This window comes from Rothia nasimurium (assembly GCF_928381415.1).
Classification (GTDB): Bacteria; Actinomycetota; Actinomycetes; order Actinomycetales; family Micrococcaceae; genus Rothia; species Rothia nasimurium_H.
The window spans coordinates 83,389-105,838 of the sequence record NZ_CAKMSF010000006.1; the positions used below are offsets into that span (position 1 = coordinate 83,389).

Here is a 22,450-nt window from a genome sequence, read left to right on the forward strand (position 1 = left end):
TCACGACCAGGGGCCTCAAGGTGTGCCTGTGGCCCAATCCGCGTAAACTAAGGGTCGAAACAGAACACTAAGGGAGTGAAACCTGATGACCCACGCACCCACTGTCGTGCTGGCAGGCGGCGGCACAGCCGGGCATATCAACCCCATGCTGGCTATCGCCCGAGCCCTCCAGGAGCGCGAGCCTGACGTCACCATCATGACCGTCGGCACCGAAAATAGCATGGAGGCCCGGCTCGTACCGGCAGCGGGCTACGACATCAGCTTTATCCCTAAAGTGCCCTTCCCCCGCCGCCCCAACCTGGACGCCATCAAGTTCCCCGGCCGGTTCCGGGCCTCGCTCAAGCAGGCCGAGAAGATTCTGACCGACACCGGGGCGGACGTCCTGGTGGGCGTGGGCGGTTACGTGTGCACCCCCATGTACCTGGCAGCCCGTAAGCTGGGCGTGCCCGTAGTAATTCACGAGGCCAACGCCAAGCCCGGCCTCGCCAACAAGGTGGGTGCGAAGAATGCAGCCCTGGTAGCTACCGCCTTCCCAGATACCCCAATTGCTGGCGCCCGCACCGTGGGTATGCCTATGCGCCAGAACATCGCCGACCTCGACCGCGCCTCTGAACAGGGCGCTGCCCGGGAGCGTCTGGGCCTTGACCCGGCTCTGCCCACCCTGGTGGTCACCGGCGGGTCCCTGGGAGCCTTGAGCCTTAACCGGGCAGTCGCCGAGATTATTGATGAGATTGCTCCGGCTGGCTACCAGCTGCTGCACATCACTGGCCGTGACAAGGCGGTTAAGGACGAGTCCGGCCAGCTCCGCACAGCCCCCGGCTACCAGCAGGTTGAGTTCATTACCTCCATGGAAGATGTCTACGCCGCTGCCGACCTCATGATTGTGCGCTCTGGTGCGGCAACCGTCAGCGAGGTCGCTGCCGTGGGCCTACCGGCTATCTTTGTTCCCCTACCCATCGGTAACGGCGAGCAGGCTCTCAACGCCCGTTCCCTGGTGGCTGCCGGGGCAGCCTTACTGGTAGACGACTCAGATTTCACCGCTAGCTGGTTCCGTCAGAATGTACCGGCCCTGCTAGCAGACACCGATAAACTTACCGACATGGCAGAAAAGTCCTACCGGCACGGCATCCGTGATGCTGCGCAGGTTATGGCAGACGAAGTACTGAAGGCGGCCCGCGTATGAGCACCTCACTAATGGATCTTTCAATCGACCTTCCCGCTCCTCTCAACCCTCCCTTCCCCGAGCGTCCGGCCCTGGCCGACCTGGGCCGGGTGCATTTTGTGGGTATTGGTGGGGCCGGCATGTCGGCTATCGCCCGGCTGATGCTGCGCGCTGGCATGACCGTGAGCGGGTCTGACCAGGCTGAGAGCGCCGCTGTTGATAGCCTGCGAGAGCTGGGTGCCCGGGTATCGGTGCCCCAGGCTGCCGAGAATATCGAGGGTGTCGATACCGTGGTGATTTCAACCGCGATTCGCGAAGATAACCCCGAACTCGCTGCTGCCCGGGCCCGCGGCCTGCGCGTGCTGCACCGCTCTGAAGCCCTGGCTGCGACTATGCGGGATTCTAAGGTCATCGCTGTTGCCGGTACCCACGGTAAAACCACCACTTCATCGATGATTTCGGTGATGCTCGATGGCCTGGGCTTAGACCCCTCCTTTGCTGTCGGCTCCACTATTGCCGGTTACAACACCAACGCCCATCTGGGGGCTTCAGGCCCTGAGTCCTGGTTCGTGGCTGAAGCCGATGAATCCGATGGCTCCTTTGTGCGCTACCGCCCCGAGATTGCGGTGATCACCAACGCCGAGCCCGACCACCTTGATTTCTACGGCACGAGCGAGCGGGTCTTTGAGGCCTTCAACCGTTTTATTGCCTCCATGGCTCCCGACGGTGTTTTTGTGACCTGTGCTGACGACGCCGGTGCAGCCACCCTTGCTGCTCAGGCCGCGGACGCCGGTGTGCAGGTTGTCACCTACGGCGAGGGGGAGGGCGCCATGGTTCGCCTGACCGGTATCACTTCTGAAGGAACCGACTGTTCTTCGAATCTGGTCTGGGACTTCACCGTAGGCGGCCAGCAGTTCGCGGGGCAGATTACCCTGACCCTGCCGGTACCCGGCATTCATAACCAGCTCAACGCTACGGCGTCCTTTGTCTGTGCCCTGCTGGCAGGTGCCAGCCCCGAAGAGGCTGTGAAGGCGCTGGCCCACTTCTCGGGTACTGACCGCCGCTTTACCCTGCGCGGTGAAGCTGCCGGGGTCAAGGTCTTTGATGACTATGCCCATCACCCCACCGAAGTACACCGCGCCCTGGAAACCGGCCGTACAGTCGCTGCCGGGCATAACCTCTACGTGATTTTCCAGCCCCACCTCTTCTCCCGCACCAAGGAGTTCGCTACCGAGTTCGCTGAATCGCTGTCTCAGGCTGACCGTAGTTACGTGCTCGATATCTACCCCGCCCGCGAGAAGCCCATGGAGGGCGTAACCAGCCATCTCATCACCGAGGCCGGTTTCTCCGAGGTGCACTACGCTGAGAGCACCGACCAGGCGATTGACGCTGTCGTAGCCGCCGCCCTGCCCGGCGATATCATCATGACGGTTGGTGCCGGTGACGTGACCGCCCTGGGCCGGGTGCTGGTAGAGAAGCTTTCTGCCCGTGAAGGTGCTGCGCTCTAGTGGCCGATGAAAAGAAGCCCCGTATTCGCCTGAACTCCGCTAAGGTGAGCCAGCTACCAGAGGCTGGCGATAACCTGGTGGATATCTCTGAAAACAGCCGTTTTGCCCAGTGGCGCCAGGCCCAGGAAGAGGAGCGGCAGAGCGGGCAGAACGAGCCTCAGAGTCTACCTTCTGCTCCCGTGCAGTTGCGCCCCAAACGTCGGGCAGCCGGTAGCTGGAAGAAGTGGGCCTACGGGGCAGGTGCCCTGGTGCTCGCTACCCTGATTTTTGTGGGGGTTGTTTTCTTCTCGCCCCTGCTGGCTACCCGGACGATTACGGTAGAAGGCGCTTCTTTGCTGGATGAGGCTACTGTGCAGCAGCAGCTGAGCCAGCTCCAGGGGGTGCCCATGACCCGCATTAGCGAGTCTGAGGTTGCTTCTCTGATTGGTAACGAGAACGTGCTCTACGGGGTGACCCTGCAGGCGAATCCGCCCCACGAGCTGGTAGTGCAGTTGCATGAGCGGGTGCCCGTGGCCGTGGTGGAGAACGAGGGCAGCTTCGTGCTGGTCGACAATGAGGGCATGCAACTGGGCACCGCAGCGTCGGTTGAGGACGCCGGTGTTCCGCTGGTTGCCGGAGGTCTGGATATTCTGGGGTCGGCTGCTTTTAGTACCGTAACCGGTGTGCTGGCGGCTCTGCCGACCTCGATTTTGTCGCAGGTATCCGAGGCTAAGGCTGATTCGGCATCAACCATTACTTTAGAGATGATTGACGGTACGCAGGTCGTCTGGGGCACCCCGGAAGACAGCGACCTTAAAGCTAAAGTTCTAGTTCAGCTTATGGACTCGGTGGGTAGCCAGCAGGCCGTAGAAACCTACGATGTCTCAAGCCCCCTCGTCCCCACTGTAAAATAGTTTCAACTTATACCTGAAGTTCCCTCTTGTCCTTGATATTTTCTGAGAAAAATAAGGTCATGGGTGAAACGAGGGCGACATTGCAAGGTGAAGTTGATACTCTTTCATTGATTGAAACAATAGGTTTACTCCAATCTCAACTTTCACTCTAAGGTTGAGTTGGTTTGAAACAAGGCACAAATTAGTAGGGAATCCATGGATACAGCAACTCCCCAGAACTACCTGGCAGTCATTAAGGTCGTCGGTATCGGCGGCGGTGGCGTCAACGCTGTCAACCGCATGATTGAGGTTGGTCTGCGTGGCGTTGAATTCATCGCGATCAACACCGACGCCCAGGCTCTGCTCATGTCTGATGCAGACGTCAAGCTCGACGTGGGTCGCGAACTGACCCGCGGCCTGGGTGCAGGCGCTAACCCCGACGTTGGACGCCAGGCAGCAGAAGACCACGAACAGGAAATCGAAGAGGTACTTAAGGGTGCCGACATGGTCTTCGTGACCGCAGGCGAAGGCGGCGGCACCGGTACCGGTGGCGCTCCCGTTGTTGCCCGCATCGCCCGCTCCCTGGGCGCACTGACCATCGGTGTTGTGACCCGTCCCTTCACCTTCGAAGGCCGTCGCCGCTCCAACCAGGCAGAGACCGGCATCGCCGCCCTGCGCGACGAGGTCGACACCCTGATCGTTATTCCCAACGATCGACTGCTCTCCATCTCAGACCGCAACGTCTCCATGCTCGACGCCTTCAAGTCAGCAGACCAGGTTCTGCTCTCCGGTGTCCAGGGCATCACCGACCTGATCACCACCCCCGGCCTGATCAACCTCGACTTCGCAGACGTCAAGTCCGTCATGCAGGGTGCAGGTTCAGCTCTCATGGGTATCGGCTCAGCCTCCGGTGAAGACCGCGCCGTCAAGGCAGCCGAACTGGCTATCGCCTCACCCCTGCTGGAAGCATCCATCGACGGTGCTCACGGCGTCCTGCTCTCCATCCAGGGTGGTTCAGACCTGGGCCTCTTCGAAATCAACGAAGCTGCCCGCCTGGTGCAGGAAGTTGCCCACCCCGACGCCAACATCATCTTCGGTGCCGTCATCGACGACGCTCTGGGTGACGAGGCTCGCGTGACCGTTATTGCCGCAGGCTTTGACTCGGTCAACCCCGAAACCAACTCCAACAACACCAACCCCGCCGCTAACCAGGCTGCTCGTACCCAGCAGAACTTCGGTGGCGCTTCAGCAGCTCCCGCCGCAGGCGCTGGCTTCGGTTCAGCACCCGCAGCAGGTAACAGCTGGAACAAGGGCGGCAACGACGTTCCCACCAACGCTGGCTTCGATGTTGACCTGCCCCCCGTTGTTGAGGACTCCCAGTCAGCACGTCGTGACACCCTCGATGTGCCCGACTTCCTGAAGTAAAGACTTCAGACCCACACCCTAGACGGAAACAAGCCGTCTAAAGGCCGAGAGGGGGTGAAAGCTAGACTTAGCTTTCACCCCCTTCAGTATTTCCCGCTCTTTTTCGAAAGGTAGGCGAGGCCCATGGTCGACGCTCTTTTCTCGCACCGGCTAGTAACCCTGGCGAATGGTGCCCGGGTCAATGTAGCCTTCACATCGGATGCAGCTGGTAACCTGGGTCTGCACGTGGGCGATGACCTTGACCAGACCCTGGCCCACCGGCAGACCCTTGAAGACGCGCTGCTGGGGGAAGGGGCGTCCTGCGGCTTTACCTACCTCAACCAGGTGCACGGCACCGTGGTCTTTGATGCGGACGCCTCAGACCGGCTTAGCGTCGAGACTGAGAAGGGTCTTAGCCCTCAAGAGATTCGTGATACTGCACCGGTCGCCGATGCTGCCGTCTCTTGTGAGGGGCGGCCCCTGGCCATTATGGTGGCTGACTGTATCCCCCTGGTCTTTGTGGGGGAGCACGCCCAAACGGGCCAGCCAGTCTTGGGCGTGGCCCATGCTGGACGGCGGGGCCTGCTCGACGGTGTAATTCAACACCAGGTTGAAGCTATGGCGCAGAACGGTGCCGAGAACATTCAGGCATGGATTGGCCCCTCGATCTGCGGACGCTGCTACGAGGTTCCCGAGGCGATGCGGCAGGAATCTGCTGCGCTGATTCCGCAGGTGTATTCCAGCACCTCCTGGGGCACTCCCGGCCTTGACCTACCTGCCGGGGCCCGCACCGTCCTCGCCTCCCTGCCGCAGGTAACCCGCGTGCATAGCGACCTTGCGGCCTGTACCTTTGAACATGAGCACCTCTTCTCGCACCGCGGCCATACCCAGAAGCAGGAGCCTGCCGGGCGTATCGCTGGTCTGGTCTGGGTAGAAGCTGGCCCTCTGGCCGCTGAGGTGCCCAGCCCCTCCCACCTGTAACCCAGATGCCCGCTCTAAGGAATGGAAATATGACTCTGACCTACAGCCCCGAACGTCGTGCAGAACTGAGCGAGCGCCTGTCTGCAGTACAGGCTCGCATTCGCGATGCTGCCGCTGATATGAGCGGTACCCGAACTGCCTCGTCCCCTCTTCCTGAGCTGATTGTGGTCACTAAGTTTTTCCCGGCCTCAGACGTAGCTGCCCTGTACGACGCCGGTGTGCGCGCTGTGGGTGAGAACCGCGACCAAGAGGCCGCTGGCAAGGCCCGTGAGCTGGCCGCCTACACGGGCAGCGATGACCCGCTGCGCTGGTCCTTTATTGGCCAGCTGCAGACCAACAAGGCTAAGTCTGTGGTGCAGTATGCGCACGAGGTGCAGTCGGTTGACCGCCCTCAACTGGCCGATGCCCTCTCTAAGGCCTACAGTAACCGTCTGGCCCGCTATGAGAACGGTGAGGTTGAGGCTCCGGCAGCACTGGCACACGGTGGTCTGCGCTGCCTTATCCAGGTAGGGCTCGATACCACCGTTGAAGCCACCGCCGGGCAGGCTGCCCTGGGTGCGCGCGGGGGAGCAGACCCCACCGAGATTTTGGCCCTTGCCGACCATATTAGCTCCCTGCCGGGCCTTACCCTGGGTGGGCTCATGGCGGTTGCCCCGCTGGGCCAGGACGCTGCAGCCGCCTTTGAGAGGCTGCACGGCTACTCCCAGCAGCTGATGGAACACTACCCTGAGGCAACCACTATCTCGGCGGGTATGAGCCACGACCTGGTTGAGGCAATTCGCTGGGGAGCTACTTCTGTGCGGGTTGGCTCCTCAATCATGGGAGCCCGTCCGGCCCACTAAGGGCAGAGGCCCATAATTCACCGGGAATACTGAGGTTTTCCTTGGGCTTGTCTGCGAGAAAGACAGGCGACTTTTTGGTACCGTAAAAGGTTGATAGCAACAGAGGTTTTAAGCCCCGTCAACCGGCGGAAAGGCTACTCAAAGGGAGGGTAAGAATGGCTCGCACACTACACCAGGCAATGGCCTACCTGGGCCTGGGCCAGGTAGAAGACGAAGCGCAGCGCACAGAGCGGCCCCAGCGCCACCCTGAAACGATCTATGAAGAGACCGTTTTTGAGGCTGATGACCAGTACGATGCCTACCCCGATGAGCTAGCTCCCGCTGAAGGGCGTGCCCATATCTCGTCCACTGCCGACCGTGACGTCCTTCTGGGTATTTCACCCGAGGCCATCCGCAGCCGTCCGGCTCCCGAAGCAACTGCCGGTAGCGTTTCTGTAGCCGAGGCCGACGATCAGCTTCTTGAACAGGTCGAAAGCCCCGGCACCGACTGGGACTTCCCCGGTACCCACCAGCAGGCAACCAACTACACCTCAACCGCCCTGACCCCCTCCTTCACCGAAGAAAGCAGCGAAGAATTGCGCCGTATCACCACCATCCACCCCCGCTCCTACAACGACGCCAAGATTATCGGTGAGTCCTTCCGCGAGAATATCCCCGTGATTATGAACGTCACCGACATGGGCGATACCGACGCCAAGCGTCTCATCGACTTTTCTGCCGGCCTGGCTTTTGCCCTGAACGGTCACATCGAGCGCGTGACCGACAAGGTATTCCTGCTGACCCCCGCTAACCTTGAGGTTCTCGGTGCTGAGGGCACCGAGGTTCCGGTAGCTCTGGACAGCGACGACGTCACCCCCTTCAACCAGGCCTAAACAGCACAGTGGGTTATCTTTTTGCTCTCTTGGCTATCGTCGCCTACCTGCTGATTGTCGTTTTTATGATCCGCCTGGTACTCGACTGGGTGCAGATGTTTGCCCGCTACTGGCGGCCCCGAGGGGTCGTACTGGTGGTTGCTTCATTTGTCTACGCGGTCACCGACCCGCCCATGAATGCTGCCCGCCGCCTGATTAAGCCCATTAACCTGGGTGGTATTTCCTTGGATGTGGGCTTCATGATTCTGTTGATGGCTCTCTGGTTCGCTTATTCCCTGCTAACTAACCTGGCCTACAACCTCTCCGTTTAGAACCTGGTAGGTAAACACCTGCTGCACGTAGGGTGTGCAAGGTGGCTGATGAATCCTGTCAGTCAGCAGGCTGGGGGTTGTCCCCTCAAGTGGTGACGTGACCAGTGGCTCACACTTAACTGGGGTCATAGTGTTGCGCGGTGCCCCTTTGCCAGGTAATTTTGTGTTGTAGTAAATAGGGGACTACCCGAACTTTTAGCGCGCTGAAAGTTCGAGCTTCATGCGCCTGACTCCAGCACATACTGCGCACCGGGAACACTACGGGCCAAAGCATAAAGATTTTTAGAAAATAGAGGTGAATAATCGTGGCACTCACGCCTGAGGAAGTAATCAATAAGCGCTTCCAGCCGACTAAGTTCAAGGAAGGCTACAACCCTGAAGAGGTTGACGATTTCCTTGACGAGATTGTCATTGAACTGCGTCGTCTGAACGCCGAGAATGCTAGCCTCAAGCGCCAGCTTGAAGAGGCAGAGGCGAAGATTTCACTGGCTCCTGCCCAGCAGGGCGGTGCCCTGGCCGAGGCTGAAATTGTGGTTGATTCTCAGCCCGCTGCGGCAACTCCTGCTCCGGCAGCAGCACCTGCCGCCGCTGAGCCCACTCTGTCACCCTCTAGCGCCACCGGCCTGCTGGCTATGGCCCAGAAGGTTCACGATGACTACGTCTTCGAGGGCAAGCGCGAGCGTGAACGCCTGATTACCGAAGGTCGTGACGAAGCCGCCAAGCTTGTTTCTGAAGCTGAGCAGAAGTCGAACCAGGTGCTTGGCGATCTGGAAAAGACCAAGAGCGACCTCGAGGTTTCTGTTGCCAAGCTGCGTTCCTTCGAGAACCAGTACCGCACTTCCCTGCGCGATTACCTGAACAAGCAGCTGACCACCCTCGAAGAGACCCCCGCTCTTGAACCCAAGGCTGAGGGTGCTCCCGCAGCAGCGGCAGCACAGTCCCAGGGCTTCGGCGCGTTTGGCCAGCGTAACGGGGTTTTCAGCAACAACTCCTAGGCTTTCCTAGTGTTTAGGCGGTAGCCTCCATATGCTCAGGCGGCTCCTCGGTAAGAGGGGCCGCCTGAGATGTTTAAGATATCGACCTGTGGTACCGGCTAGGTTCCGAACGCGATAAGCTGGTGTGTGCAGTTTTTGACGTTTGAAGGCAGGGAGTACGGTGGCTAAAACCCAGCAGGAGGGCACTGTTTTGGTGCCGGTTCGTACGATTTCTGGGGTGGCTAAGGCCCTGTTGGCCCTGGCACTGTTTGCCCTGGTATACGGGGCTGACCAGTGGGTCAAGCATCTGGTAGAGATAACCATGACCGTGGGGCAGACCATCACCGTGATCGACGGCTTGCTCTGGTGGCGTTACTACCTGAACCCGGGTGCCGCTTTCTCTATGGGCGAGGGGTCTACCTGGCTGTTCACCCTGATTTCAACGGTGGGTGCCCTGGTGACGCTGACCCTGGTGGTGCGGGCTAAGACCCTGCCCTGGGTTATTCTGCTGGCGACCCTGGCAGGGGGCATTGTGGGCAACCTGCACGACCGCCTCTTCCGTGAGCCTGGATTCGGCATCGGGCACGTGGTCGATTATATTTCTGTACCTAATTTTGCGATTTTTAATATTGCCGATGCAGCAATCTGTGTATCAATGGCGGCGATTGTTGTGCTGACTTTTCTGGGCTACCGCATGGACGGCCAGCGTGAAGTACGAGCCGATAAGGCAAAGAAGAACGAGGTGGGGGTCTAGTGTCTCAGAAGATTGAACTGACATTTGTGGTAGGAGCCGACCAGGCCGGTACCCGGCTTGATGCCCTGCTCGCTGAGCTGAGTGGCCAGTCGCGCACAACGGTGAGTAGCTGGGTTAAGGACGGCGAGGTTCAGCTTCTCGATGCCAAGGGCAGGGGAGTGAAGGCTAAGGCCTCGTCCAAACTGCTTGAGGGAATGACCGTGCAGGCTGCGGGCACTCCGCCGCGTGATCTAACGCAGATTGAGGCTGAGCAGGTTGACGGTTTTTCGATTGTCTACCAGGATGACGACATCGTGGTGGTCGATAAGCCCACCGGTGTTGCCGCCCACCCGTCGATGGGCTGGCACGGCCCTACGGTTGTTGGGGCCCTGAAGCACGCCGGGATTGATATTGCCACCAGCGGTGCTGCTGAGCGTCAGGGGATTGTGCACCGCCTGGACGTCGGAACCTCGGGGCTGATGGTTGTGACCAAGAACGAGCGAGCCTACTCGGTCATGAAGAAGGCCTTCAAGGACCGTACCGTCACCAAGGTCTACCACACCCTAGTGCAGGGGCTACCCGACCCGCTCAAGGGTACTATCGATGCCCCTATTGGCCGCCACCCCGGCAGCGAATGGAAGTTTGCGGTCAACGAGGACGGCAAGCCGGCTATCACCCACTATGAGGTGCTCGAAGCCTTTGGGCCGGCGTCCTTGGTTGAGGTGCACCTTGAAACCGGCCGTACCCACCAGATTCGTGTGCATTTCTCTGCCCTGCGCCACCCCTGCGCGGGCGATCTGACCTACGGGGCAGACCCCACCATGAGCGCGCATCTGGGCCTTACCCGCCAGTGGCTGCATGCCCACCGGCTGGGCTTCACCCACCCCACCAGCGGTGAGCAGGTGGAGTTCGAAAGCCCCTACACCCCTGACCTTCAGTACGCTCTCGATACCCTGCGTGAGGGCAACTTCTAGAGCCCGACGCTAAGGACGCAACCCGCATGGCTAACACCGACTTCACCCACCTGCACGTGCACACCGAGTACTCCATGCTCGATGGCGCTGCCCGTCTAACCGACCTCTTTGAGCACTCGAAGCAGCTGGGCATGAACGCCCTGGCAACCACCGACCACGGCTTCCTCTTTGGCGCCTTCGACTTTTGGAACAAGGCCAATAACGCCGGGGTCAAACCCATTATCGGTGTGGAGGCCTACCTGACTCCGGGTACCGCCCGTCAGGACCGCACCCGCGTGAAATTTGGTGAGGGCGGGCGCGATGACGTTTCCGGCGGTGGCGCTTACACCCACATGACTATGTGGGCAGAGAACACGCAGGGTATGCATAACCTGTTCCGGGCGTCCTCTCTAGCCTCGCTTGAAGGCCACTTCTATAAGCCGCGTATGGACCGTGAGCTACTCCAGACCTACGGTAAGGGTCTGATCGCCACCACCGGCTGCCCCTCGGGTGAGGTGCAGACCCGTCTGCGCCTGGGGCAGTACAAGGAGGCCATGCAGGCAGCCAGCGACTTCCGCGATATCTTCGGCAAGGAAAACTTCTACTGCGAGCTCATGGATCACGGGCTTGATATCGAGAAGAACGTCATGGCCGACCTGCTCAAGCTGGCCAAAGAACTGAAGCTTCCCCTAGTTGCCACCAACGACCTGCACTACACCCACGCAGAGGACGCCAAGGCCCACGCCGCGCTGCTGTGCGTGCAGTCAGGCTCCACCCTGCAGGACCCCAAGCGCTTCAAGTTCGACGCCGATAACTTCTACCTCAAGTCGCCGGCTGAGATGCGCGAGCTCTTCCGCGACTACCCCGAGGCCTGCAACAACACCATGGAAATCGCCGAGCGCTGCTCCGTGGAGTTCAATACCAAGGCCAACTACATGCCCAACTTCCCCGTGCCTGAGGGCGAAAACGAGGAATCCTGGTTCGTCAAAGAGGTTGAGCGCGGCCTGCACTACCGCTTCCCCAAGGGTGTGCCCGATGAAGTGCGCAAACAGGCTGAGTACGAGGTGGGCATCATTTCGCAGATGGGCTTCCCCGGCTACTTCTTGGTGGTTGCTGACTTTATCAACTGGGCCAAGGAGAACGGCATCCGTGTGGGCCCGGGCCGTGGCTCGGGTGCAGGTTCCATGGTCGCCTACGCCATGCGTATTACCGACCTGAACCCGCTGGAACACGACCTGATCTTCGAACGCTTCCTCAACCCCGACCGCGTCTCCATGCCCGACTTCGACGTGGACTTCGATGATCGCCGCCGTTCTGAAGTGATTCACTATGTGACCGAGAAGTACGGCGAAGACAAGGTGGCAATGATCGTCACCTACGGCACCATCAAAGCTAAGCAGGCCCTCAAGGACTCCTCCCGTGTGCTGGGCTACCCCTTCTCCACCGGCGAGCGTCTGACCAAGGCAATGCCCGAGGACGTCATGGGCAAGAATATTGCCCTAGCGAACGTCTACAACCCCGAGGACAAGCGCTATAACGACGCCCAGGAGCTGCGCGACCTCATCGAGTCTGATGCCGATGCTTCGAAGGTCTTTGAGACCGCGAAGGGTATCGAGGGTCTGAAGCGCCAGTGGGGCGTGCACGCGGCGGGCGTCATCATGTCGAGCCACGACCTGATTGACGTTATCCCCATCATGCGCCGTGAGCAGGACGGCCAGGTTATCACCCAGTTCGATTACCCCACCTGTGAAGGGCTGGGGCTGATCAAGATGGACTTCTTGGGCCTGCGTAACCTGACCATCATCTCGGACGCGATTGAGAACATTAAGCTCAACCGTGGCGAAGACCTAGATCTGGAAACCCTAGAGCTGGATGATGCTGAGTCCTATAAGCTGCTGGCCCGGGGCGATACCCTGGGTGTTTTCCAGCTCGATGGTGGGCCCATGCGCCAGCTACTCAAGCTCATGCAGCCTGACCACTTTGAGCACATTTCGGCGGTCTTGGCGCTCTACCGCCCCGGCCCCATGGGCGCGAACTCCCACACCAACTACGCCCTGCGTAAGAACGGTCTGCAGGAGGTCACCCCCATCCACCCGGAGCTCGAAGAGCCCCTGGCGGAGATCCTCGATACCACCTACGGCCTGATCGTGTATCAGGAGCAGGTTATGGCGATTGCCCAGAAGGTCGCTAATTACTCCCTGGGTGAGGCAGATATTTTGCGTCGCGCTATGGGTAAGAAGAAGAAGGAGGAGCTGGATAAGCAGTATGCCACCTTCCACCAGGGCATGCTCGATAACGGCTACTCCGAAGGGGCGGTAAAGGCCCTCTGGGATATTCTGCTGCCCTTCTCTGACTACGCCTTTAACAAGGCTCATACGGCGGCCTACGGTCTGGTTTCCTACTGGACGGCCTACCTGAAGGCCCACTACCCCCAGGAGTACATGGCTGCGCTGCTGACCTCAGTTGGTGATGACAAGGACAAGCTCGCCCTCTACCTGAACGAGTGCCGCCACATGAAGATTACGGTGCTGCCGCCCGATGTGAACGAGTCTGCCCTGAACTTCACCCCTGTGGGCGACGATATCCGCTTCGGCATGGGTGCTATCCGTAACGTGGGTGCCAACGTGGTCTCTGCTATGGTCGATGCCCGCGAAGAAAAGGGCCGCTACGAGAACTTCAACGACTTCCTGGCCAAGGTTCCGATTGTTGTCTGTAACAAGCGCACCGTGGACTCCCTCATCAAGGCCGGTGCCTTTGACTCGCTGGGCCACGACCGGCGTCCGCTCTCCATGATTCACGAAGAGGCCATCGACGCGACCGTCTCGGTCAAGCGTCAGGAGGCTGCCGGCCAGTTCGACCTCTTTGGCGGTCTGGGGATGGACGACGATAACCCGGCGAACGAACTGGCGGTACAGATTCCGGACGTCCCCGAGTGGGAGAAGCGCGATAAGCTCAACTTTGAGCGCGAGATGCTGGGCCTCTACGTCTCTGACCACCCCCTGCGCGGTCTTGAAGATGCCCTGGACTCTCTGTCGGATTCTACGATTCAGGGTCTTGTGTCTGAAGATTCGGTGAAGCCCGATGGGGCGATTGTGACTATTGCGGGCATGATTACCAGCGTTTCTCGCCGTATCGCGAAGAACTCCGGTAACCCCTATGCCCGTATTGAGATGGAAGACCGCACCGGCTCCATCGAGGTCATGTTCTTTGGCCGGGCCTACGAGCCGATTGCCGGTGTGCTGGCAGAAGACCTGATTTGTACCATCAAGGGGCGCTTGCAGCGCCGCGATGACGGCTCTGTGACCCTGAGTGCCCAGGAGCTGAATATCCCCGAGATTTCAGCGGACGGCACCGGCGGGCCCGTCACTATCGCTATCCCCGAGTACAAGGCGACCGAGGAGACCCTGGGCCAGCTGCGCGATATTTTGCGGAATCATAAGGGCGAATCCGAGGTGCGCATCGCGATGACCACCCGCACCAAGCGCCTGCTGATCCGGCTAGGTGCTGACCTGCGGGTCAACCCTAACCCGGCCCTCTTTGGTGACCTCAAGGTGCTGTTGGGCCCGGCCTGCCTGGACCTCTAGGTAGCTAAGAAGCACCGGATGTGCCGCCTGATATCGAGCGGGGGAGTAAGACTCCTTCGCTCGGAATCGGGCGGCACATTCTTTTATCAAGGGTGTTCTTAGAGAGCCTGGGCAGCGTCGTAGCGCTCGCGGTTGGCCTGCACCTCTTCCAGGTGGGTTTCTGCCCAGAGGCGGACGGCGGTGAGCGGCTCAACGGTGGTCAGCCCCAGGTCGGTGAGCTGGTAGTCCACGCGCGGGGGAACGCTGGCGGTGATGTGGCGGGTCAGCAGTCCGTCACGTTCCATCGAGCGCAGGGTTTCGGTCAGCACTTTGGGGGAGACCCCCTGGATGGTGCTTTTGAGATCCTTGAACCGTACCGGCTCACCGTCTGCCAGCACTGTGACAATCAGGGGAGTCCACCGGTCGGTGAGGTGGCGCAGCACGGTGCGCGAGGGGCAGTTCTGGTCGAGGACGTTGGCGGGCAGCTGCTCTGCTGCCGGCTGGGAGGCGGGGCGGACGTCCGCGCTGACCTGGGGCGATGATGTCACGGTGGGCCTTTCTGAAAGTTTTTTAAAAACCCCTAATAGTTACCTTGAGGTAATTGGTTTCTAAAACATACTATAGAACTGTTCGATACAGAAAACCAACTCTTCAAGGAGAAAACCCATGAACATCTCAGTGATCGGCGCAGCAGGTATGGTCGGCTCAGCAATCGTTGCAGAAGCACAGAATCGCGGCCACCAGGTAACCAGCTACACCCGCAGCGGCTCAGCAGGTACCCTGCCCCTCGACCTGGCCACCACCGAGGCCCTGGTAGAGATCATCAACTCATCCGAGGCAACCGTCATCTCCGTTGCTAGCCGCGACGACTACTCCGCAGCTATCGCCGCCCACCGCGCCCTCATAGCGGCAGCCCCCACCGGCCGCTTCCTCATCGTCGGCGGCGCCGGTTCCCTCAACGCTAGCGAGGGTCTGCTGCTGGAGAGTCCCGACTTCCCCGAAGAATACCTGACCGAAGCCAAGACCTTTGCTGAGATTCTGGGCGACTACCGGGCAGCTACCGACCTCAAGTGGACCGTCCTGGCCCCCTCACCCATGATCGCCCCCGGCGCCCGCACCGGTGACTACCGCACTGAGCTAGATGTACCTGCCGGCATGTTCGTCTCAACCCAGGACTTCGCTGTAGCAGCTCTGGACGAAATCGAAAACCCCGCCCACGCCGGTACCCGCTTCACCGTTGCGTCAGCTGATGAGGCAGCAGCCCAGGGTAAGTAAAGCTGCCCTGTAGGTAAATGCCCTCGGAAAAGTGCACGTGCCGTTGCTTTTTGCAGCGGCACGTGCACTTTTCAGGTGGTACTACACTGGAGCTCATGTCGCACGGGCCTCGGACGTTGCTGTCCGCGCAGCTGCCGAACAGCGGCAAGAACTGGTGCTGGGTGTGGCCCCATTGCCCGCACACACTGCTGGCGGTGGTCTAACGCGACCTGGTTAAGGTAGATCACCGATTGCCAACGCAGCTGGCACCAAGGCTGCCCTGTAAGATCTATCGAGTTTCATATAGCCTGTATCAATGCTATGATGGAGACAATCGTCCCCCTCCCAAGCCTCTCGCAGAAGCTCAAATGGGAGGGGCCTTTTGTATCTGAAAGGTGTGCAATGAAGCCCTACCTTACCCCAGAAGAACAGGCTGATCTCGTGGTGAAACGGGGTCTAGTAGTAGATGATTTAGATGCCTGTCTAGAATTCTTCAGGGCCAATAACTATTACAGATTTTCAGGGTATGCCCGGTATTTTCAGGTCGCTCCAGAACGAGGTGATGATACATTCCGCACCGGAGTATCTTTCAGTGCTATTTGTCAGGTTTATGACGATGACGCCAGGCTGCGTGCTTTGCTACTTGCTCGCCTAACCGAGATTGAGCTGCTACTCAGAACAGTACTTGCTAGGGTACTGGCCCGAGACTATGAGGCATACCGTCGCTATCTAGATTCTGATTTTTATGGGTCAACTGGTGACCACGTTCGGTTAGCCTGTACCAGGGATATAGCTAGAAGCCGTGACCGGCACATCTTGAAGTATATGGAACAGGGTGCCAGTCAAGAAGACGGCCTTCAGTCTTTACCGATTTGGTCTGCGGTTGAGGCATTTTCCTTTGGCACCCTATCTAAAGTGATTGAGCTAGGTGATAGCGGAGAACTAGCCCGAAAAGTAGCTCAAGAACTCGGGGTAGCTAAAGCAGGCTTTGCCTATAGAATTAGGGCGCTGGTGTACCTGAGAAATAGATGTGCTCATCATAGTCGCTTGTGGCACCACTCGGTGATTGATGCTGGCCCTACCCCTAACAATGTTCGAGTAAAAGCTAAAAGGCTAGTGGGGCAGTTCGAGCCTCGATCTGTTGCGGATGTCATTGCCTCGCTGGATGATCTCTATGTACGAGCTGGTCTTGGGCAGCCCCTCTTGCCAGAAGTATTCAAACTCTTTTCTCACTCTAGTCATACATGGAAGGGGTATACGACCCCGGTTTCTCCGAGAGACCACCGCCCATAGCATCGTGGAGGGTAGGGGCAAAAATAGTTCTTTGAGTAAAGCTAACCAACTCTTCGCTTTTCACGTCGGCACACGAGGCTGAGGAGTTGCTCCTTCCTATGTTCCTTTTCTTGACGAAACATCTTTGAACGAACCGTCAATGAATGTTCACCTGATGCTGAAAAACACTAGTAGCGATTTGCAACGTGCTGACTCAGTGTCCTAATTGCATTGTCGATGTTAGCTAAGGATTTTTCGCTAGGGCTACCAAGTTTACGTATCGACCCCGTTGCAGGCATAGGCGCTGCAGCAGTGAAGCCTGTGTCAACCGTGATTACTTCTGTGTAATCACGGTTTCGCCGCAGTAGAGTAGGTTTACTCCAGCTATACGTTACTTCAACGTCCAGAACTTCAGGGGCACCGCATTCTCTCCCCGCCTCTATCGTCCGCCACATGATTCTAAAACTCGCGTGTGGAGCTAAATAGAAAGAGCGATTAAAAACTTTGTCCAGAAGAGGCAAAATGTATTCGTCTTTACCAGCTTCAAGCTTGCCAAGAGGCTTGAGAACAACGTTGTGAGCGGGGGATTGACCGTAGTTAGTAACCACTAAATCAATTGCACCGTCGAGATGGACGCCCAGTCTCGGCTCGAGAGCGATGTAGGGCCTGGTGCGCTCGCGAGAGTCTGACGCTAGCTTCATGAGGTTGAGCACCGCAAAAATAACACCAAGAATTGCTGTTATGACGGTCAGCGGAACGGCTTCGGTTTTCAAAAAGGACCAAGGATCAAGAGTAGCTGTAAACACCATTCTCCAATTATCCCAGGGTAGATAGGCTCCAGAAAGCCTTTCGCTGTGAGGCTGTAGTGTCCACATCGTCTAGCCGAAGCCCAGAATAGGTATCCTTAGAGAAGTCGAAATCTTATCACCATAGGGGAGTGGCATGGCTCGGTTGAACCTTTCCGCAATTGAGGAACGCATGAAGCCGCTAGGGCGGCGTGAAGTTTACGACCAGGACTTCATTTTCGACCTGCTGGCAGCTTACGGCCGCCCCAAAAGCACCATCAGCCGCCTCAAAAGTGGACACCTGAATGTTGCTCAAGAGCATGACCGCGAGGTAGCCCTGAAGAACTACGTCTACTTCAGCGAAACCCAGCCCGGCCAAGACACCCTAGAACTTTTAGAAAAGCTCCGGCTCGCAGCCCACGTCACCCGCTATTCCCCGCGGTTTATTATCGTGACTGACTACCAGGAACTGCTGGCAGCAGACACCAAAACCGGTGAAACACTCGCTACCCCCATAGCCCAGATTGACCAGAAGTTCACCTTCTTTCTTCCCTGGGCCGGGATGGAAAAAGCCCAATACACCTCAGAAGCCCACGCCGATGTCAAGGCAGCTGAAAAGATGGGCAAGCTCTTTGACGAACTCCTTTCAGCCAATCCGCATGTAACTGAGTCGGAGAGCGCCCGCCACCTACTCAACGTATTCTTTACCCGCCTGCTCTTCTGCTTCTTCGCAGAGGATACTGGTATTTTTGACGATAACCAGTTCACGAATGCGGTCAGCAGCTTCACCCAGGCGGACGGTAGCGACACCCAGGAATTCTTGACAGGTCTCTTTGATGCCCTTGATACCTCTGATCCCCAGGAGAAAACCGGGGTTTTTGCGGACTTCCCCTACGTGAACGGCCGACTATTCAGTAGGGGCGGTGAGAATGCCGGGCTTGTGGTGCCTGCCTTTACCCAGAAAGCACGGGAAACCCTCATCGAATTGGGTACCCTGAAATGGCAGGAGATCAACCCGGATATTTTCGGTTCCATGTTCCAGGCAGTGGTTGCCCCGGGGCAGCGATCCGACCTAGGGCAGCACTACACCTCGGTGCCGAACATTCTCAAAACGATTGAACCCCTCTTCCTGGATGAGTTGCGCGAAGAGTTTGACGCCGCCTACAACAGCGTCAAGAAGCTTCAGAAACTGCTAGATCGCATAGCGGATATCCGAATCTTTGACCCTGCTTGTGGGTCCGGTAATTTCTTGGTCATTGCTTACAAGGAGCTCCGCCGCCTCGAACACGCTATCTTAGAGCGCCTCCAGGTAATTGGCGGTAACAAGCAAGGCTTCCTCTACCATGATTCCCAGATTTCAATTGAACACTTTTACGGTATCGAGATTGATGACTTTGCGGTAGAAATAGCGGTGCTGTCTCTCTGGATTGCCAAGCACCAGATGAACCGGGAATTCAAAGAAAAATTCAGCATTGAGATTCCCCTGATTCCCCTCAAAGAGACAGGCCAGATTAAGGCTGGTAACGCCACCCGCCTCGACTGGAACCAGATCTGCCTCAACAAGGGCGCAGACGAAATTTACCTCATCGGTAACCCGCCCTATGTTGGTTCGTCCATGCAGACCAAGGAGCAAAAGGCAGACTTCCCCTACGTGTTTGGGGAGCGACCCTACTCTAAGAAGCTGGACTATATTGCCCTCTGGTTCGTCAAGGGAGCTGACTATATTCGCGGCACTCAAGCCCAGCTAGCTTTCGTCTCAACGAACTCAGTAGCTCAAGGCGACCACGTAGCCCTCATGTTCCCTACGATCCTTAGTGGTGGAATCGAAATCGGCTACGCTTATACCTCCTTTAAATGGGAGAACAATGCAAAACGCAATGCAGGCGTGACTGTCGTAGTTATTTCTCTGAGAAATCTGAGTCAAAGTCAAAAATTAATATTTAGCGATGGTCTGATTAAATCTGTTGATAATATAAACCCTTACCTATCAAATGGTAGTGATTTGGTAATAAAATCTCGCCGAAATCCACTTTCGAACCACCTCTCTAGTATGACCAAGGGGAGTCAACCTACCGATGGTGGTGCTCTTGTGCTTAGCGAAACTGATAAGGAGGGGTTGTTGCAAATTTATCCTAATGCTGTTGATTTTATTAAAAAATTTATTGGTTCGGATGAATTTATTAAAGGAAATATTCGGTATTGTATTTGGGTTGAAGGGGAAAACTATGGTGAAGTCTCTTCGATTGGGTTTTTTAGAGAACGCTTTAGTGCAGTTAAAGAGATGAGGCAAGCTAGTTCAAAGGTGGCACACAGGCGATGGCTGCTAAACCCTATAAATTTACAGAAATCAGGTATAAGCCAACTGATTCGATTATTGTTCCTCGCGTTTCATCAGAACGCAGGACATATGTACCGATAGGGTATTTAGGACCAGACACGGTGGTTTCTGATTCAGCATTCGCTGTGTATGACGCAGAGCCTTGGCTCTTTGCACTCCTCACCTCACGTTTGCATATGGCCTGGGTTGCTGCGGTGGGAGGTAAACTTGAAACTCGGTTACGCTATTCCAATACTCTGGTCTACAACAATTTTCCGGTTCCTCCCCTCAGCGAGAAAACCAAGGAGAAGCTGACTGCTGCCGCCCTACGCGTCCTCGACGTTCGCGAGTACCACTGCGAGAAGACCCTGGCTGAACTCTACGACCCCGACAAAATGCCAGCCGACCTGAAAAATGCCCACCTATCCATCGACTACCTCGTCGACTCTCTCTACTCCAAAAAGCCCTTCGAAACTGACGAAGAACGCCTGGAAGTGCTCTTTGACCTCTACGAAAAAATGATCGCCGAAGAAGCAGAGCGCGAAGCAGCTGCCAAAGCCGCCAAGAAAACCAACCGCAGTGCCCGCGGACCCAAGGCAACCGCGTCCGCACCTGCCACCACACCCACCACCCACGAGAACTAACCATGAGCACCCCAACCGACAACATCAATAACATCGTCAACGTCACCTACGCCCAGGCAGGTACCTCCGTCACCACCGACGAACTGGGCATGCGCGAAATGCAGCGCCGCGTCTACGCCGAACGAGCCGCCCAATACCTACTGGTCAAAGCACCCCCGGCCTCCGGCAAATCCCGTGCCCTCATGTTCGTCGGCCTCGACAAACTCTTCAACCAAGGCCGCACCAAGGTCATCGTAGCTGTTCCTGAACGCTCCATCGGCGCCTCCTTCGCCAGTACCAACCTCACTGCCCACGGCTTCTTCGCCGACTGGGACGTCAAACCCGAAAACAACCTCTGCACCCCCGGCTCATCCAGCGGAAAAGTAGACCGCTTCACCGCCTTCCTCAAAGGCCCAGACGCCGTCCTCGTCTGCACCCACGCCACCCTACGCTTCGCCTTCGAAAAACTCGCCCCCGAAGAATTCAACGGCACCGTACTCGCCATCGACGAATTCCACCACGTCTCAGCAGACCTCGACAACAGCCGCCTCGGCTCTCTGCTCAGCGACATTATGGCCCACTCCGACGCCCATATCGTCGCCATGACTGGTTCCTACTTCCGCGGCGACTCTGTACCCGTGCTCACCCCCGAAGACGAAGCCAAATTCACCCCCGTCACCTTCAACTACTACGACCAGCTCAACGGCTACCAGCACCTCAAAACCCTAGGAATCGGCCACCACTTCTACCAGGGACGCTACACCGACGCCATCGACCAGGTACTCGACCTCGACAAGAAAACCATCCTGCACATACCCAGCGTAGGCTCAGGCGAATCTACCAAAGACAAATACGAAGAAGTCGGCTTCATCCTCGACACCATCGGCGACCACGTAGAAACCGAAGACGAAACCGGAATCATCGTCATGCGCCGCAAAGACACCGGCCAGTTGGTGCGCGTAGCCGACCTCGTAGACGACACCGATCCCAAAAAACGCAGCGCTACCCTCACCTATCTCACCACCGTCGCCTCCAAAAACCGCGACGCAGTAGACATCATCATCGCACTCGGCATGGCCAAAGAAGGCTTCGACTGGCCCTACGCAGAACACGCCCTCACCGTCGGCTACCGAGCCTCCCTCACCGAAGTCATCCAAATCATCGGGCGAGTCACCCGAGACTCAGAAGGTAAAACCCACGCCCAATTCACCAACCTCATAGCAGAACCAGACGCCGCCCAAAGCCAGGTCACAGTCTCCGTCAACAACACCCTCAAAGCCATCACAGCCTCCCTGCTCATGGAACAGGTGCTAGCCCCCAACTTCACCTTCAAAGCCAAAAAAGGAAACGACGACTACCCCGACCCCGGCACCATCGCCATCAAAGGATTCAAGGAGCCCTCAACAGAGCGAGTACGCCAAATCGTCCGCACCGACCTCAACGACCTCAAAGCAAAAATCCTGCAAGACGACTCCTTTGCCCGTGCCGCAACAGGATCCCTCGACGCAGAAACCACCAACAAGGTCATCATCCCCAAAATTATCCGCACCCAATACCCCGACCTCACCGAAGACGAAGTAGAAGAAGTCCGCCAACAGGTAGTCGTGGACTCCGTCGTCAAAAACAGCGAAGTCCGCAACGTAGGCGACAAAAAATTTGTGGTGATGGCAAATAAGTTCATCAACATTGATGAACTCAACATCAACCTGATTGACACTATTAACCCCTTCCAGAAAGCCTTTGAGGTGCTCTCTAAGTCAGTCACCCCCAATGTGCTTCGGCTTATTTCAGATACCATAGCCACCAATAAAATTGTGATGACACCGGAAGAAGCCTTAGCGCTCTACCCCAAAATTAAAATGTGGGCACAGGTCAACGGCCGCAAGCCCGAACGTCGAACAGAAGATGCCACCGAACGTACCTATGCTGAAGCCCTACTCATCCTGCAAAAAGCTAAGCGAGAACGGGAACAGCGACGGGCAGCTGCTGGGCAGGCACCCGAAACAGCGTCACAGAGCTAGGAA

The 22,450-nt window shown here is 57.6% G+C and carries 17 protein-coding genes and 1 pseudogene; 16 read left to right on the plus strand and 2 right to left on the minus strand.

Annotated features, from left to right (window positions below):
- The first annotated feature begins 85 nt into the window (after window positions 1-85).
- The 12 genes from murG (at window position 86) to dnaE (ending at window position 14,196) form a co-directional block, all read left to right on the plus strand.
- Window positions 86-1,183, plus strand: coding sequence for an undecaprenyldiphospho-muramoylpentapeptide beta-N-acetylglucosaminyltransferase (gene murG, locus L7A20_RS08025; RefSeq protein ID WP_185173158.1), 1,098 nt, complete (start codon window positions 86-88; stop codon window positions 1,181-1,183).
- The gene (murC, locus tag L7A20_RS08030; protein ID WP_237223034.1) at window positions 1,180-2,670 is read left to right on the plus strand and encodes a UDP-N-acetylmuramate--L-alanine ligase; all 1,491 of its coding nucleotides are present in this window, start codon (window positions 1,180-1,182) and stop codon (window positions 2,668-2,670) included. Before murG ends, murC begins: the two co-directional genes overlap by 4 nt.
- On the plus strand, window positions 2,670-3,563 hold the full coding sequence (locus L7A20_RS08035) for a cell division protein FtsQ/DivIB (RefSeq protein ID WP_237223035.1): 894 nt from the start codon (window positions 2,670-2,672) through the stop codon (window positions 3,561-3,563). Before murC ends, L7A20_RS08035 begins: the two co-directional genes overlap by 1 nt.
- Before the next feature lie 195 nt (window positions 3,564-3,758).
- Window positions 3,759-4,967: a cell division protein FtsZ gene (ftsZ, locus tag L7A20_RS08040; RefSeq protein WP_237185432.1), complete on the plus strand. Its 1,209-nt coding sequence runs from the start codon at window positions 3,759-3,761 to the stop codon at window positions 4,965-4,967.
- A 123-nt stretch (window positions 4,968-5,090) separates the two neighbouring features.
- Window positions 5,091-5,927, plus strand: coding sequence for a polyphenol oxidase family protein (locus tag L7A20_RS08045; protein ID WP_237198407.1), 837 nt, complete (start codon window positions 5,091-5,093; stop codon window positions 5,925-5,927).
- Between the two features lie 29 nt (window positions 5,928-5,956).
- Entirely contained in the window at window positions 5,957-6,769 is an 813-nt protein-coding gene (locus tag L7A20_RS08050; protein WP_237223036.1) for a YggS family pyridoxal phosphate-dependent enzyme, read from the plus strand.
- 155 nt (window positions 6,770-6,924) lie between these two features.
- Complete coding sequence (locus L7A20_RS08055; protein WP_336603537.1) at window positions 6,925-7,641, plus strand: cell division protein SepF; 717 nt, start codon at window positions 6,925-6,927, stop codon at window positions 7,639-7,641.
- Between the two features lie 8 nt (window positions 7,642-7,649).
- Window positions 7,650-7,952 carry a YggT family protein gene (locus tag L7A20_RS08060; protein WP_237195326.1) on the plus strand — a complete coding sequence of 101 codons (303 nt, stop codon included), beginning with the start codon at window positions 7,650-7,652 and terminating at the stop codon, window positions 7,950-7,952.
- Window positions 7,953-8,257: 305 nt separating this feature from the next.
- The gene (locus L7A20_RS08065; protein ID WP_237207189.1) at window positions 8,258-8,947 is read left to right on the plus strand and encodes a DivIVA domain-containing protein; all 690 of its coding nucleotides are present in this window, start codon (window positions 8,258-8,260) and stop codon (window positions 8,945-8,947) included.
- A gap of 160 nt (window positions 8,948-9,107) precedes the next feature.
- A complete protein-coding gene (gene lspA, locus L7A20_RS08070) occupies window positions 9,108-9,680 on the plus strand; it encodes a signal peptidase II (protein WP_237207188.1) in 573 nt (190 codons plus the stop codon).
- A complete protein-coding gene (locus L7A20_RS08075) occupies window positions 9,680-10,633 on the plus strand; it encodes an RluA family pseudouridine synthase (RefSeq protein WP_237185426.1) in 954 nt (317 codons plus the stop codon). Before lspA ends, L7A20_RS08075 begins: the two co-directional genes overlap by 1 nt.
- A 26-nt stretch (window positions 10,634-10,659) precedes the next feature.
- Entirely contained in the window at window positions 10,660-14,196 is a 3,537-nt protein-coding gene (gene dnaE, locus L7A20_RS08080) for a DNA polymerase III subunit alpha (protein WP_237223037.1), read from the plus strand.
- A gap of 98 nt (window positions 14,197-14,294) precedes the next feature.
- Here the strand turns inward: dnaE and L7A20_RS08085 are convergent, their stop codons facing one another.
- Window positions 14,295-14,723 carry a winged helix-turn-helix transcriptional regulator gene (locus L7A20_RS08085; RefSeq protein ID WP_237195334.1) on the minus strand — a complete coding sequence of 143 codons (429 nt, stop codon included), beginning with the start codon at window positions 14,721-14,723 and terminating at the stop codon, window positions 14,295-14,297.
- Window positions 14,724-14,841: 118 nt separating this feature from the next.
- Between L7A20_RS08085 and L7A20_RS08090 the strand changes: the two genes are divergently transcribed.
- Both L7A20_RS08090 and L7A20_RS08095 read left to right on the plus strand, forming a co-directional pair.
- Window positions 14,842-15,450 (plus strand): NAD(P)-dependent oxidoreductase, encoded by a 609-nt coding sequence (locus tag L7A20_RS08090; protein ID WP_237223038.1) that lies wholly within the window; start codon window positions 14,842-14,844, stop codon window positions 15,448-15,450.
- A 381-nt stretch (window positions 15,451-15,831) separates the two neighbouring features.
- Window positions 15,832-16,722, plus strand: a complete 891-nt coding sequence (locus L7A20_RS08095) for an Abi family protein (RefSeq protein ID WP_237223039.1) — start codon at window positions 15,832-15,834, stop codon at window positions 16,720-16,722.
- Window positions 16,723-16,889: 167 nt separating this feature from the next.
- Here the strand turns inward: L7A20_RS08095 and L7A20_RS08100 are convergent, their stop codons facing one another.
- Window positions 16,890-17,510: a hypothetical protein gene (locus tag L7A20_RS08100; protein ID WP_237223040.1), complete on the minus strand. Its 621-nt coding sequence runs from the start codon at window positions 17,508-17,510 to the stop codon at window positions 16,890-16,892.
- Between the two features lie 169 nt (window positions 17,511-17,679).
- Here L7A20_RS08100 and L7A20_RS08105 point away from each other — a divergent pair.
- Together L7A20_RS08105 and L7A20_RS08115 are read left to right on the plus strand one after the other, a co-directional pair.
- Window positions 17,680-20,447 (plus strand): annotated as a pseudogene (locus L7A20_RS08105) (DNA methyltransferase).
- 2 nt (window positions 20,448-20,449) lie between these two features.
- Entirely contained in the window at window positions 20,450-22,447 is a 1,998-nt protein-coding gene (locus tag L7A20_RS08115; RefSeq protein ID WP_237223043.1) for a DEAD/DEAH box helicase, read from the plus strand.
- Window positions 22,448-22,450 lie beyond the last annotated feature (3 nt).